Source organism: Gordonia abscondita (genome assembly GCF_032711245.1).
Classification (GTDB): Bacteria; Actinomycetota; Actinomycetes; order Mycobacteriales; family Mycobacteriaceae; genus Gordonia.
This window is the reverse complement of the sequence record NZ_CP128986.1, coordinates 2,371,200-2,383,683: the sequence shown is the minus strand read 5'-3', so window position 1 is coordinate 2,383,683 and position 12,484 is coordinate 2,371,200. Positions and strand designations below refer to the sequence as shown.

13 protein-coding genes are annotated in these 12,484 nt (G+C 66.1%); 5 read left to right on the top strand and 8 right to left on the bottom strand.

Translation table 11 applies throughout. From position 1 onward, the window contains the following. Positions 1-4: 4 nt before the first annotated feature. Positions 5-193, bottom strand: coding sequence for a hypothetical protein (locus tag MP11Mi_RS11160; protein ID WP_420038992.1), 189 nt, complete (start codon positions 191-193; stop codon positions 5-7). A gap of 135 nt (positions 194-328) precedes the next feature. Here MP11Mi_RS11160 and MP11Mi_RS11155 point away from each other — a divergent pair, with 135 nt between their 5' ends. Both MP11Mi_RS11155 and MP11Mi_RS11150 read left to right on the top strand, forming a co-directional pair. Further along, positions 329-1,171, top strand: coding sequence for an aldo/keto reductase (locus MP11Mi_RS11155; protein ID WP_420038991.1), 843 nt, complete (start codon positions 329-331; stop codon positions 1,169-1,171). A 128-nt stretch (positions 1,172-1,299) separates the two neighbouring features. Beyond that, entirely contained in the window at positions 1,300-2,457 is a 1,158-nt protein-coding gene (locus MP11Mi_RS11150) for an aminotransferase class I/II-fold pyridoxal phosphate-dependent enzyme (protein WP_420038990.1), read from the top strand. 32 nt (positions 2,458-2,489) lie between these two features. Here the strand turns inward: MP11Mi_RS11150 and MP11Mi_RS11145 are convergent, their stop codons facing one another. Next, positions 2,490-2,945, bottom strand: coding sequence for an NUDIX domain-containing protein (locus MP11Mi_RS11145; protein WP_420038989.1), 456 nt, complete (start codon positions 2,943-2,945; stop codon positions 2,490-2,492). Between the two features lie 200 nt (positions 2,946-3,145). Here MP11Mi_RS11145 and MP11Mi_RS11140 point away from each other — a divergent pair, with 200 nt between their 5' ends. The 3 genes from MP11Mi_RS11140 to rsgA are packed head-to-tail and all read left to right on the top strand — an operon-like array spanning position 3,146 to position 5,860. Further along, positions 3,146-3,520 carry a VOC family protein gene (locus MP11Mi_RS11140; protein WP_420038988.1) on the top strand — a complete coding sequence of 125 codons (375 nt, stop codon included), beginning with the start codon at positions 3,146-3,148 and terminating at the stop codon, positions 3,518-3,520. Between the two features lie 22 nt (positions 3,521-3,542). Further along, positions 3,543-4,829: a 3-phosphoshikimate 1-carboxyvinyltransferase gene (aroA, locus tag MP11Mi_RS11135; protein ID WP_420038987.1), complete on the top strand. Its 1,287-nt coding sequence runs from the start codon at positions 3,543-3,545 to the stop codon at positions 4,827-4,829. Beyond that, positions 4,826-5,860, top strand: coding sequence for a ribosome small subunit-dependent GTPase A (gene rsgA / locus MP11Mi_RS11130; protein WP_420038986.1), 1,035 nt, complete (start codon positions 4,826-4,828; stop codon positions 5,858-5,860). Before aroA ends, rsgA begins: the two co-directional genes overlap by 4 nt. 56 nt (positions 5,861-5,916) lie before the next feature. On the opposite strand, the gene MP11Mi_RS11125 is transcribed toward rsgA, so the two are convergent. From MP11Mi_RS11125 to MP11Mi_RS11100, 6 genes are all read right to left on the bottom strand, one after another. Next, positions 5,917-7,131 (bottom strand): fatty acid desaturase family protein, encoded by a 1,215-nt coding sequence (locus tag MP11Mi_RS11125; RefSeq protein WP_420038985.1) that lies wholly within the window; start codon positions 7,129-7,131, stop codon positions 5,917-5,919. 9 nt (positions 7,132-7,140) lie between these two features. After that, positions 7,141-8,403: a fatty acid desaturase family protein gene (locus MP11Mi_RS11120; protein WP_420038984.1), complete on the bottom strand. Its 1,263-nt coding sequence runs from the start codon at positions 8,401-8,403 to the stop codon at positions 7,141-7,143. Positions 8,404-8,512: 109 nt separating this feature from the next. Further along, on the bottom strand, positions 8,513-9,625 hold the full coding sequence (locus tag MP11Mi_RS11115) for a ferredoxin reductase (RefSeq protein ID WP_420038982.1): 1,113 nt from the start codon (positions 9,623-9,625) through the stop codon (positions 8,513-8,515). Between the two features lie 109 nt (positions 9,626-9,734). Further along, on the bottom strand, positions 9,735-10,328 hold the full coding sequence (locus MP11Mi_RS11110; RefSeq protein WP_420038981.1) for a mycothiol transferase: 594 nt from the start codon (positions 10,326-10,328) through the stop codon (positions 9,735-9,737). A gap of 115 nt (positions 10,329-10,443) precedes the next feature. Beyond that, on the bottom strand, positions 10,444-10,941 hold the full coding sequence (locus tag MP11Mi_RS11105; protein WP_420042075.1) for a DUF6912 family protein: 498 nt from the start codon (positions 10,939-10,941) through the stop codon (positions 10,444-10,446). Positions 10,942-10,972: 31 nt separating this feature from the next. Beyond that, on the bottom strand, positions 10,973-12,421 hold the full coding sequence (locus MP11Mi_RS11100; RefSeq protein WP_420038980.1) for a wax ester/triacylglycerol synthase domain-containing protein: 1,449 nt from the start codon (positions 12,419-12,421) through the stop codon (positions 10,973-10,975). Positions 12,422-12,484: the final 63 nt, after the last annotated feature.

Genomic DNA, 12,484 nt, shown 5'->3' with positions numbered 1-12,484 from the left:
CTCGTCAGCTCTTCGCCTTGAAGATCGAGTAGGCGCCGACTACCGCGAGCGCGAACAGGCCGATCCAGAACACCGCTTTGACGATCGGCCCGATCAGCGAGACGACGACGAGAATCGCGATGACGATGGCGACGATCTTCCAGATCGACGTCCCGGACTTGGTACCGGAGTTGTTGTCTGTGAATGTACTCATGCCTCCACCGTGCCACCGCGACCTGGGAAAAGCAGTAGTCGGCAGCCGATACCAGGGGAAGATCAGGGTCCTCCCCTATCTGCCGATCGCCTCGCGGATGGAATATCGGCCCCGTCGCGGTTCGTTGAAACACTCATGGCCGATAACACTGTTCCCACCATCCACCTGAACAACGGCGTGCAGATCCCGCAGCTCGGGTTCGGTACGTTCCAGATCCCGCCAGCGGACACGAAGGCAGCTGTTCTGACCGCGCTGGAGGCTGGCTACCGCCACATCGACACCGCGCAGATGTACGGCAACGAGAAGCAGGTCGGCGAGGCCGTTCGCGAATCAGGTCTGCCCCGCGACGAAGTCTTCGTGACCAGCAAGCTCAACAACAACCGGCACGATCCGGCCGACGCGGTCGACGGAGTTGCCAAGTCCATCGACGCCCTCGACCTGGGCCCGCTCGACCTGTTTCTGATCCATTGGCCCCTCCCCGAGGTTGGCGACTATGTCCAGACGTGGCAGGCGTTGGAAGGTGAGTACCAGGCCGGACAGGCACGCTCGATCGGCGTCTCGAACTTCCAGCAGTCGCACCTGGAACGGCTCTTCGCTGAGACTGAGGTCGTTCCGGTCGTCAACCAGATCGAAGTCCACCCCTACTTTCCGCAACCGTCGTTGCGTGCGTTCAACTCCGCCCACCACATAGTCACCGAGGCGTGGGCGCCGATCGGGCAAGGCGCGGTGCTCGACGACGCGGTGCTCGCGGCAATCGGCGCAGAGGTCGGTCGAACTGTCGCCCAGGTGACGCTGCGCTGGCATGTCCAGCGCGGTGACATCATCTTCCCGAAGTCGTCGACGGCGGCCCGCGCTGCCGAGAACATCGCGCTCTTCGACTTCGCGCTGTCCGACGAGCAGATGGCGCGCATCGATGCCCTCGACGCGAATCGACGTCTCGGCCCGAATCCGGACGAGTTCAACATGGTGCCGGAGTAGTCCGGACTAGTTCCGCCTCAACCACTGGGACCGGTGTAGCCCGCCCAGTCCCAGTGGTTGACCCCGGCCCTCTGGTGGGGGCCGGTCCCGTTGGCTTATGACAGTCGTGGCCGCCATACGATGACCGCATGCGCTTCTCTCGTCGTGCCGAGGCCGTCTCCCCGTTCTTCGCCATGGAGTTCGGCAGGCGTGCCGCCGAACTCGAGGCGACGGGATTTCACGTGGTCAAGCTCAACATCGGCGAGCCGGACTTCGGCGCTCCGCCCGCGTTTCTGGAGGCTGTTCGAGAGGTGAGCGACGGCCGGCCCCTCGCATACACGGGCGCGCTGGGGCTCGCTGACTTGCGGGCGGCGATCGCGCGTTTCTCCGGCGACCAGTTCGGCGCACCGGTCGATGCGAGTCGGGTTGTCGTCACGACGGGTGCCTCCGCCGCCCTCCTGCTGGCATGTGCGGCGCTCATCGATCCGGGCGACGAAGTCCTGGTCAGCGATCCGTCGTATCCATGCAACCGTAGGTTCGCGGAGAGCTTCGGTGCCGATGTCCGACTCCTCGGGACAGATTCGACGTCCCGTTTCCAACTTGACGCGGAGACCGTGGAACAGGCGTGGTCGGAGTCGACTCGCGGTGTTATGGTGGCGTCGCCGTCGAACCCGACCGGCACCTCGCTCGCGTACGGCGACCTCCTCGACCTGTGCGGCGTGGCCCGCGAACGGGGCGGTTGGCGGATCGTCGACGAGATCTACCTCGGTTTGGCCGACGGTGATCGCCGCAGCGTCGCCGCCGACGACCCGGGCGCGATCGTCGTCAACAGCTTCTCCAAGTACTTCGGGATGACCGGTTGGCGTCTCGGGTGGGCGGTTGTGCCCGACGAGATGGTGCCGGTCGCCGAGCGGCTCGCGCAGAATTATTACATCTGTCCGCCGACTCCCGCCCAGTTCGCGGCGTTGACGTGCTTCGAACCGGAGACGATCGCGGTCGCTGAAGACCGTCGGGCGATACTCCGTGATCGTCGCGCGCTGGTGATCGACGGCCTCGCCCGCATCGGGCTCGACGTCCCGGTGCCGCCGGACGGTGCGTTTTACGTCTACGTCGACGTCAGCGGGACGGGCTTGTCCGCCTCCGACTTCTGCGATCGTGCGCTAGCGCAAGCGCATGTCGCTCTCACTCCCGGGAAGGACTTCGGCGTCGTCGGTGCCGAACAGTACGTCCGGCTGTCGTATGCGGCGTCGTCGGAGGAGTTGGCGCTCGGAATCGACCGTCTGGGTGCGTTCGTCTCAGGGCTGTAGAGGCCACCCGTCGACTCTCACAACGCCCAGCTTCAGCGCGGCGGAAGCCGCGTCAGGAAGTCGGCCTGCGCCGCATTCAGTTTGCCGGCAGCCTCGTCCAAGGTGAACCACCCGGCCCGGTCAACTTCCGGGAACGATTGTGTCCGACCGGATTTCGGCGGCCACTCGAGTTCGAAGGTGTTGCTGACGATGGTCGCGGAATTTACGTCGCCTTCGACCGCGAAGGCGTGCACCCGTTTTCCGCTCTTGAGTCGCACGTCACCGAGATCGTGGGTGTCGCCGTCGGGTACGTCATGTCCGGTCTCCTCGACGAATTCACGTCGCGCGGCATCAATCAAGGCTTCGCCGGGGTCGACGAGGCCCTTCGGAATAGACCAGACGCCGGCGTCCTTGCGCGCGAAGAACGGGCCGCCGGGGTGGACGAGCAGGACCTCGACTTCTTCGGAAATCCTACGGTACAGCAGAATTCCCGCACTAAGCTCAGGCATCGTCATCCTTGTCCGCCAGCGCATTCAGCGCCGTCTCATGCGATGTTCTCGCTTCGAACACGGCCAGCGCGGTAGCGCCAGGTGCGGCGCGTAATGCGCGATTCTCGGCGAGCCGCTTCTATCCGGTCGCGAATGTACCCCGCTACGGCGAAGTGCGCGTGTCGCGGGGCCTCACCGGCACCCGCCGTTACCCTGGGCCCATGGAGATCCTGACGAGCCGTACCCTGCTGACCTCGACTGACCCGCAGGCTCTCACCGCCTTCTACCGTGACGTGCTCGGCCTGGCGATCGCCCGCGACTACCCGGGCGGCACCGTGTTCCACGCGGGGACCGGGCTCATCGAGATCCCCGCCCACATGCCACCGGGTGCCGGAGCTGGAGACGCCCTCTGGCTGCAGGTCCGCGACGTCGCCGCGGCCCGCGATGATCTCGCCGCGGCGGACGTCCGGATCGTCGCGGAACCGGAGACCAAACCGTGGGGACTGATCGAGATGACCGTCCACGACCCGGACGGCCGCGCGTTGATCCTCGTGCAGATCCCCGCTGACCATCCACTGCGCCGCGACCTGCGATAGCCCGCATGAAAGACTGAGACGCATGATCACTTGGTCGTCCCCGTCTGTCAGCGCCCCCGTCGACGCCGTCGTCGACCTGCCCGGATCCAAGTCGATCACCAACCGGGCGCTGATCCTCGCGGCGTTGGCCGACGGGCCGTCGCGGGTTACCGGGACGCTGCGCAGCCGCGACACGGACCTGATGATCGACGCGCTCGTCGCGATGGGTGTCGCGATCACACCCGCAGGCGATGATCCGACGACTGTCGACGTGACGCCCGCCCCGCTACACGGCGCCCGCGTCAACTGCGGCCTGGCCGGCACCGTCATGCGTTTCCTGCCAGCCGTCGGCGCACTCGCCGCAGGCGACGTCGAGTTCGACGGCGACGCGCAGGCCCGCAACCGACCGCTTCACACTGTCCTCGATGCTCTGCGCGACCTCGGCGCCTCGATCGACGGTTCGAGTCTCCCCTTCACCGTCCACGGCACGGGGGCGCTCACCGGCGGCGCGGTGACGCTCGACGCGTCGGCGTCGTCGCAGTTCGTGTCCGGTCTGCTGCTCTCGGCTGCCCGTTTCACCGATGGAGTCGCGATCACCCACGACGGTCCGTCCGTCCCGTCGATGCCGCACATCGAGATGACGATCACGATGCTTCGCGACGCGGGCGTCACCGTCACCAGCGGGGCTGATGCGTCCGGCGACGTCGGGTCGTGGACCGTCGCGCCTGGACCGATCCGGGCCGTCGACTGGGCGATCGAACCCGACCTGTCGAACGCCGCAGCGTTCCTCGCGGCCGCCGCCGCGACCGGCGGACGCGTCAGTGTGCCCCGCTGGCCCGCCACTACCACCCAGCCGGGCGCTGAGATCGTGTCGATCCTCGAACAGATGGGCGCTGCGGTGAATAGGTCCGACGACGGACTCCTCACCGTCTCGGGCCCAGCGGGGCTGCGCCCCATCGACATCGACCTGCACGAGGTCGGCGAACTGACTCCGACGGTCGCGGCGCTCGCCGCGCTCGCCGACGGAACGTCAACGCTGCGCGGCATCGCGCACCTGCGCGGCCACGAGACCGACCGGCTCACCGCGCTCTCCGCTGAGATCAATCGGCTGGGCGGAGACGTGACCGAGACCGCCGACGGCCTCGTCGTCGTCGGCGCACCACTGCATCCGGGCGTCTGGCGCACCTACGCCGATCACCGGATGGCGACGGCAGGTTCGCTTCTGGGACTTGTGGTCCCCGGCGTCGAGATCGAGAACGTCGAGACCACGTCAAAGACGCTCCCCGACTTCGTGACGATGTGGGAGACAATGGCGGGGGCCGCGTTGTGAGCCGCCGCGCGCGGACATATGACGAGTCGGATGTACGCATCCGACCTAGCAAAAGCAGCCGTCCGCGCACCAAGACTCGACCCGCGCACGCCGACGCCGAGACGGCGATGGTCGTCTCCGTCGACCGCGGCCGGTGGGGGTGCGTCCTCGACGACGACCCGGACCGCCGCATCGTCACGATGCGCGCGCGAGAACTCGGCCGCACACCTGTGGTCGTCGGCGACCGAGTGGGCATCGTCGGCGACCTGTCCGGGCGGCCCGACACCCTCGCGCGCATCATCCGCGTAGAAGCTCGGCGGACGGTGCTGCGGCGCACCGCCGACGACACCGACCCGTACGAGCGGATCGTCGTCGCGAACGCCGACCAACTGTTGATCGTCACCGCGCTCGCCGATCCGCCACCGCGTACCGGCTTCGTCGAACGCGCGCTCGCCGCCGCCTACGCTGGTGGCCTCGCGCCCGTCCTATGCCTGACGAAATCCGATCTCGCCGACCCGGACGAGTTCGTCTCCCAGTTCGCCGACCTGGACTTACGCGTGGTGGTCGCCGGACGCGACGACCCGGTCGACGAACTGCGCGACATCCTCGAGCACCGACTGACCGCACTCATCGGCCACTCCGGAGTCGGTAAGTCGACACTGGTCAACCGGCTCGTCCCCGACGCCGACCGGGCCACCGGCATCGTCTCCGGCGTCGGCAAAGGTCGCCACACATCGACCCAGTCCGTGGTGTTGCCGCTCCCGGAAGTCGGTGGTCGGCGCGGCTGGGTGGTCGACACCCCGGGAATCCGATCATTCGGTCTCGCGCACGTCACCCCGGACGTGATCATCGACGCCTTCGACGACCTCCGTGACGCCATCGTCGACTGTCCTCGTGGCTGCACCCACCTTGGTCCGCCCGCCGACCCCGAATGCGCCCTCGACTCACTCGACGGCTCGTCCCACCGCCGGGCGATGGCGGTACGGGAACTGCTGCGCTCGGTGACGGCGACTGGCGGCGACGAACCCAATGCGGCGGGTGACACTCCGTAAGGCCGGGTGACACTCCGTAAGGAAGACACCGTGAGAGCCATCCCCCACGGGCACCGCTAGCGGACGGGCACCGCTCCACGCTTGCGACGGGATTTCAGTTCGGTGAGCGCCGTCCGTAACCCCTTGGCGCGCGGGGTAATCGCGTCGAAACGCCGTTCGGACGCGGTCTCGGGGGCGTCGTCCGTGGTGTCGCGAAGGAAGCGGTCGGGCAGCGCGAGCTTATTGATCGTCCGCAGCGTCCGCAGGTACTGCATGGTGAACGAGCCAGTGTTGTACGGCAGGTCGTATTTGTCGCAGAGTTCACGGACGCGAACCGAGATATCGGCGTACCGGTTGCTCGGCAGATCCGGGAACAAATGGTGTTCGATCTGATACGACAAGTTGCCACTCATGAAGGCGAGGACTGGCCCCGATTCGAAGTTGGCACTGCCGAGCATCTGACGCAGGTACCACTGCCCTTGTGTCTCGTTCTCGAGCGTGTCGATCGTGAACTTCTCCGCACCGTCCGGGAAGTGTCCGCAGAAGATGACCACATACGCCCACAGGTTGCGGACGAAGTTCGCCGTCACGTTGGCGGTCAGCGTCTTCTTCGCGTTCGGGCCCGACAGGACGGGGAACAGCACATAGTCCTTGGCCATCTGCCTGCCCGCTTTGTGCACGAACCTGCAGATCTCCGGACGTGCGACCTCCATCGGCTTGCGTCCGGCGAGAACCTCTTTGAGCTCGAGGTCGTGCAGAGCGATCCCCCACTCGAAAGTCGCGGCCAGCATGACGTTGAAGAACGGCTGGAACGCCCGCCGCGGCTCCCACGGCTCGTCGCGCGTCACACGCAGAATCTTGTAGCCGACATCGTGATCCATACCGAGCACGTTCGTGTACTTGTGGTGGATGAAGTTGTGCGAATGCTTCCAATGGGGCGACGCGCACACCATGTCCCACTCCCACGACGTGGAATGCACTTCGGGATCGTTCATCCAATCCCACTGGCCGTGCATCACATTGTGGCCAAGCTCCATGTTCTCGATGATCTTCGCCACTGACAGCGCACCGGTGCCGAGCCACCACAGCGGCTTGCGGTGACTGCCCAGCAGCGCAGCGCGACCGAGGATCTCCAAGCCTCGCTGTGCGCGGATCGTTCGCCGCAGATACCGCGCGTCGCGCTCACCGCGGCTGGACTCCACCTCCCGACGCACAGCGTCGAGCTCTGCACCCAGAGCCTCAACGTCTGCGTCGGTCAGGTGTGCATACTCATTGATATCCGAGATCGCCATCAAGCCCCATTATGCGCTTGCGCGCTCCCTGCGGCGCGTTCGGCTGTCCGCGATCGCCGACTTCAGACCGTGACGACGGCCCGTACGCACATCGATCGCGGGGGTCAGACGAGGCTGGCCGTCGTCGCGGAACCGTCGTTCCGACGCAGTCTCCGGCGCGTCGTCGCTGGTCGCACGCAAGTACTTGTTCGGAAGAGACAGCTTGGCGATGGTCCGCCACGTCTTCGCGTATTGGACCGGGAACGACCCGGTCGTGTACGGCAGGTCGTACTTCTCACACAGTGCCTGCACGCGTATCGAGATCTCGGCCAGCCGATTGCTCGGCAGGTCCGGGAAGATGTGGTGCTCGATCTGGTACGACAAGTTCCCACTCATGAACCCGAGCACCGGGCCGCTCCGGAAGTTGGCGCTGCCGAGCATCTGACGCAGATACCACTGGCCCTGCGTCTCGTTGTCCATGTCGGCCCGAGTGAACTTTTCGGCACCGTCCGGGAAGTGACCGCAGAAGATCACCGCGTTGGTCCACACGTTGCGGATGATATTCGCGAGCAGATTCGCCGACGCCGTCTTGCGGGCCGCCCGCGGCGACCGGTTGACCAGCCCGGCGATCGTCGGGAACAGCACGAAGTCCTTGGCTACCTGGCGACCGATCTTGCGTCCGACATCGTTCAGATCACGCTTGAAGTCGGCCTTGGCTTCCGGCGTCTTCCGCTTTTTGCCGAGTTCGAGGTGCTGTGCGGCGACTCCGTACTCGAAGAACAGCGCGAGCACCGTGTTGTAGGCGAGGTTACCGAGATAGAACGGACGCCAGCGCTGATCGCGCGTCACCCGCAGCACGCCGTAGCCCACATCGTCGTCCATGCCGAGAACGTTCGTGTATTTGTGGTGGATGTAGTTGTGGGTGTGCTTCCAGTGCGCGCTCGGACCGGTGATGTCCCACTCCCACGACGTCGAGTGCACTTCGGGATCGTTCATCCAATCCCACTGGCCGTGCATCACATTGTGGCCGAGCTCCATGTTTTCGACGATCTTCGCGACACCGAGCGTCGCCGCACCAGCCCACCAAACCGACCGTCGACTCGCACCCATCGTCAGGACACGGCCGGTGAACTCCAGGCCGCGCTGAAAACGAATCGTATTGCGCAGGTAGCGAGCGTCCCGCTCGCCGCGGTCGGCTTCGATGTCGGCGCGGATGGCATCCAATTCTACCGCCAGCGCTTCGACATCGGCATCGGTCAGGTGCGCGTATTCGGGCACATCGGCGATCGCCATTGTCTCTCCTTCTCGCACGGGAACTAACTTACGCAATCGTAGGTTACGGAACCGTAAGTTGTCTAGCCCCCGGCCACTCGGGACCGTTGTGCCTGGCGAGAAGCCGAGATCACACGTCCAGCGTGCAGTCTCCCGCCGCGGCCGTCACGCACGTTTGCACGCGTTCGCCTTCGACGTGTTCGACGCCGGTGCGCAGATCGCGGACACAGCCCTTGTCGAGCATCACGACACAGCTCTGGCAGATGCCCATCCGGCAGCCGAACGGCATGAGGACACCCGCCCCCTCGCCTGCCTCCAAAAGCGTCTGCGCGCCGTCCGCTTCGACCTGCTTCCCACCGCGCCCGAAAGTCACCATGCCGCCCTGGGCGCCTGCCGCACCGCGTTCGAGGGCGAACCGCTCGACGTGCAGGCGGTCGTCGTGCCCAGCATCGCGGAACAGCGCGGTCAGCATGTCGACGAATCCACTCGGACCGCACGCCCACGTCTGCCGTTCACCCCAGTCGGGCACGAGTTCGCCGAGGGCCGTCGCATCGAGGCGGCCGTCGACGCTCGTCAGCCGAAGCTTGAGATCGACAAGGCCCGCGGCGGCGATCGATCTCAGCTCATCCAAGAAGAGCACACTCCCCTCGTCGGGCGAGGAGTGTACGAGCACCGCGTCTACGGACTGCCCCCGCCGCGCCAAGGTCCGCAGCATCGAGATGATCGGCGTGACACCGCTCCCCGCGGTCGCGAACATCAACTTCGCCGGCGGCGGGTCGGGCAGGACGAACTCGCCAGCGGGCGCCGCCAGACGCACCACGGTGCCGGGCGTCAGCCCGTTCACCAGATGCGACGAGAGAAATCCCTCGGGCATGGCTTTGACAGTGATCGCGACGGTGCGGTCGACCACCGAGCTGTCCGGCTCGGACGTCAGCGAGTACGAGCGCCACGTCCACCGCCCGCCGACCAAAACTCCGATCCCGATGTACTGGCCCGGGTGATAGTCGAAAGTGAAGCCCCAGCCCGGCTGAATGACGATCGTCGCGCTGTCGGAGGTCACCGGGGTCACCGCGACGACCTTGCCGCGCAACTCGCGCGCCGACCACAGCGGGTTCACCAGGTGCAGGTAGTCGTCGGGCAAGAGTGGTGTCGTCACGCGCGCCGCGGCTGCCCGCACCCAGTTCCCCGCCCTGCCGCCGGAGACCCCCGCGACCGGTGCCTCGAATCGTTCCCGCCAGCCCATGCTCGACTCCTCCGCCCGTTCCGGTCCGATCGTCGAACCGCCAACTCTGTCGTTAACCTACGCTACCGTAGGTTAGCGGTTCGGCGGAACAGGGAGCGAGCCGTACAGGTCATGCCAGAAGCGTGCCCGGCTCCGCCCGGTACGGCGTGAAGAATTCATTGGCGGGGACACCCGCCAACGAAAGTACCAGTCCTGGCACCGACTGCCCGTCGATCTCCTCGCGGATGATGTCGGCGTGACCGGCGTGCCGCGCGAACTCCTCGATCTGGTGGCCGAGGTAGAAGCGGTTCTTGATCGGGCGGGCGTCGTAGATCCCGGCCCACGGTGCGGGCGACTCGACGGACTCGCCGTCCGGATCGCAGTCGCGCGCGGCCGCCATGAACCCGGCCCGGTCGGCGTCGAATCGGTCGATGAGCTCAGCTGCCGTCTCGTCGTCGGTCAGCGCGAAGCTACCCAGGTAGGCGGCAAACCCCGCCTCGTCCACCGGGCGGCGGATGGTGTCTCCGCGCAGTCGCACGGTCGCTGTCGGCAACGCGTACGCAATGTGCTTGAGGATGCCGCCGACCGACAGGACACTGCGACATGGTGTGAGACGAGCCTGCTCCTCGGTCAACCCGTACAGCGAGGCGCGCAGGTGGTCGAGCTGCTGGTCGATGTAACCGGCGTATCCGGTGATCTCATTGTCGCGAGCCGGTGCGTACATGGTGTCCTCCATCAGAATTGGTCAGCTTGTACGACAATCCTGACTGTCTTATAGGACGGAAACTGTCCGTAATACACATTCTCTTTGCGGACAATTTCTGACCACAATAGGAGCGCTACAGCAATTCGAGGAGGAACGGCAGTTCTTGCGTCGCATACCAACCGAGGTCGTGATCTTCGACGTCACCGATGGCCAGTTCGGCGTCCTGGTCGCCGAGGTCCGCGGCGTCGACGGCCTGCACCGCGGCGCGCACCGCGGCTTCGGCGGCGCCGCCGTCCACGTGGACGGCCACGATGTCGACCGCCGACACGCCGCCCGCCAGTCGAACTACTGCGTCGTCAAGGTCCGGACGCACTGTCGCATCGGCGTCGGCCACTACGACCACCCGGCGGGCGGGCAGATCCGACTCGTCCGCCGACAATAGGCGCAGCGAGGCGCGGGCGGCCTCGCGCAGCGCCACTTCCCCAAGCTCCTCGTCGTCGCCGGACGTGTACGCCTCCCGTAGGGCGGGTGTCACGGCGAATCCGGTACCGCCCAGGGGTACGAACTCGGAGCCGTCGGCGGCGGTCAACTCCTGGATCATCGCCAACGTCGCAGGCAGGTATACGCGCATCGAATGGGTTCCCTCTCTCATGACTTCCTTTTCATGACTCCACCGGCGGCAGGCCGACCGGCCCGGCGTGCAGCAGTTCGTCGAACGACTCGACGAGGTAACCGGACATCGCTGGCAGGTCGGAGACGACGGCCCGGTCGGCAAGAAACGCGAATTGTACGGAGTCGCCGTATTCGTTCACACTGATCGCCAGCGCGCGCTGCGTCGCGAGTGTCGGCACCGTGTAGATCTCCTCGACGCGGAGCCCGTTCAGGAAGCGGTTCGACACTCCGTCGCTCCAGAAGATCGGCACGTTGTACGACCGTTGGAAGATACTGCTGAACGCGCGGCTGGAGAATTCGCCGAACGGCACCATCCCCAACTCCGGGAGAAGCGGCTTCATCTCCGACGTCATCCGGCTCGTCGATCCCGCGTACCGGTCGGCGAGACCAGCAACCTGCATCAACCGTACGACCGGCGAGTCCTCGCCGACTGGCAGATCGGTGACGAACTCAGGTCCGCTCGCGGGCATCCACGAGCCCGGGCCGTCGGAGGCAGCGTCGAAGTCCCTGGCCCGCAACGGCACGATCACGCGGACCGTCTCACCGTGGCCGACCGAATCGGTCACCGACAGCGACCAGCGACGCAGGACGCCGGCCACCACCGCGAGCAGAACGTCATTGAACGTGCACTCGAAACGGGTGGCGATCCGCACGCAGTCGCGACGAGGCACCGCGGCAGTGGTGAACAGCCGCGCCGACGTCGTGACGGTGTTGAGCGGACTGTCGGGTGCGGCGTCAACGATCTGTTGAACGGTCGACGTCACCAGCCGAGCCGACTTGTCCGCGACCGACCAGATGTCCGCGACCGGACCGTTGCCTCGCAGCAATGAGTCCACGAGTTCCCTGGGGCGAGTCATCGCCTCGGCGAGCGCGCCGACCGTCATGGACACCTGGCCCGGCGGATCGGTCGGCAGCCACAGGTCCTCATCCAGACTCCGGCCCGCCGCGCTGTCGTCAGTGACGACCTCGCTCAGTTCGCGATGGCCGGGCACCGCGATCAGGCAGCGATGCGACTTGGTGAGAACCGCGACGCGCCCGCCTTCGAGCCCTTCGATCAGGTACATCTCCCACAGCGGACGCGACCGATCGAGGGGACGCGACATCAACCGCGCGATCAGCTCCTCCAACTGCACGGACGCCCCTGGCTGAGGCAACGCTGACAACCGCACGTGATACGTGACGTCGAATTCGGGGTCGTCCACCCACAGCGGCCGACCGAGGCCGAGCGCGACTTCCTTGACGACCTGCCGATACCGCGGCACGAGTTGTAGTCGGCGTTCCACCAGCGACACCAGCGACGAGTAGTCGAGTCGGCCGCCGCCCGCGGAGTCAGCGATGTGGGACGGGTCGACGATCATCAGCGCCCCGGTGAGCGCACTCGTCCCTGCCCCGTCGAGGAAGTAGTACATCGCGTCTTCCGCCGACAATCGATTCACCATGATGCGTCGAGTCTAGTGTCCAATCCCCGGTCCGTGGCGCGAGAGACCACCACGCGAACGCGC

Excerpts from the sequence above, each read along its gene's own strand:
- MP11Mi_RS11160 (WP_420038992.1), bottom strand. The coding sequence starts at position 193 with ATGAGTACATTCACAGACAACAACTCCGGTACCAAGTCCGGGACGTCG.
- MP11Mi_RS11155 (WP_420038991.1), top strand. The coding sequence starts at position 329 with ATGGCCGATAACACTGTTCCCACCATCCACCTGAACAACGGCGTGCAG.
- MP11Mi_RS11150 (WP_420038990.1), top strand. The coding sequence starts at position 1,300 with ATGCGCTTCTCTCGTCGTGCCGAGGCCGTCTCCCCGTTCTTCGCCATG.
- MP11Mi_RS11145 (WP_420038989.1), bottom strand. The coding sequence starts at position 2,945 with ATGCCTGAGCTTAGTGCGGGAATTCTGCTGTACCGTAGGATTTCCGAA.
- MP11Mi_RS11140 (WP_420038988.1), top strand. The coding sequence starts at position 3,146 with ATGGAGATCCTGACGAGCCGTACCCTGCTGACCTCGACTGACCCGCAG.
- aroA (WP_420038987.1), top strand. The coding sequence starts at position 3,543 with ATGATCACTTGGTCGTCCCCGTCTGTCAGCGCCCCCGTCGACGCCGTC.
- MP11Mi_RS11125 (WP_420038985.1), bottom strand. The coding sequence starts at position 7,131 with ATGGCGATCTCGGATATCAATGAGTATGCACACCTGACCGACGCAGAC.
- MP11Mi_RS11120 (WP_420038984.1), bottom strand. The coding sequence starts at position 8,403 with ATGGCGATCGCCGATGTGCCCGAATACGCGCACCTGACCGATGCCGAT.
- MP11Mi_RS11115 (WP_420038982.1), bottom strand. The coding sequence starts at position 9,625 with ATGGGCTGGCGGGAACGATTCGAGGCACCGGTCGCGGGGGTCTCCGGC.
- MP11Mi_RS11110 (WP_420038981.1), bottom strand. The coding sequence starts at position 10,328 with ATGTACGCACCGGCTCGCGACAATGAGATCACCGGATACGCCGGTTAC.
- MP11Mi_RS11105 (WP_420042075.1), bottom strand. The coding sequence starts at position 10,941 with ATGCGCGTATACCTGCCTGCGACGTTGGCGATGATCCAGGAGTTGACC.
- MP11Mi_RS11100 (WP_420038980.1), bottom strand. The coding sequence starts at position 12,421 with ATGGTGAATCGATTGTCGGCGGAAGACGCGATGTACTACTTCCTCGAC.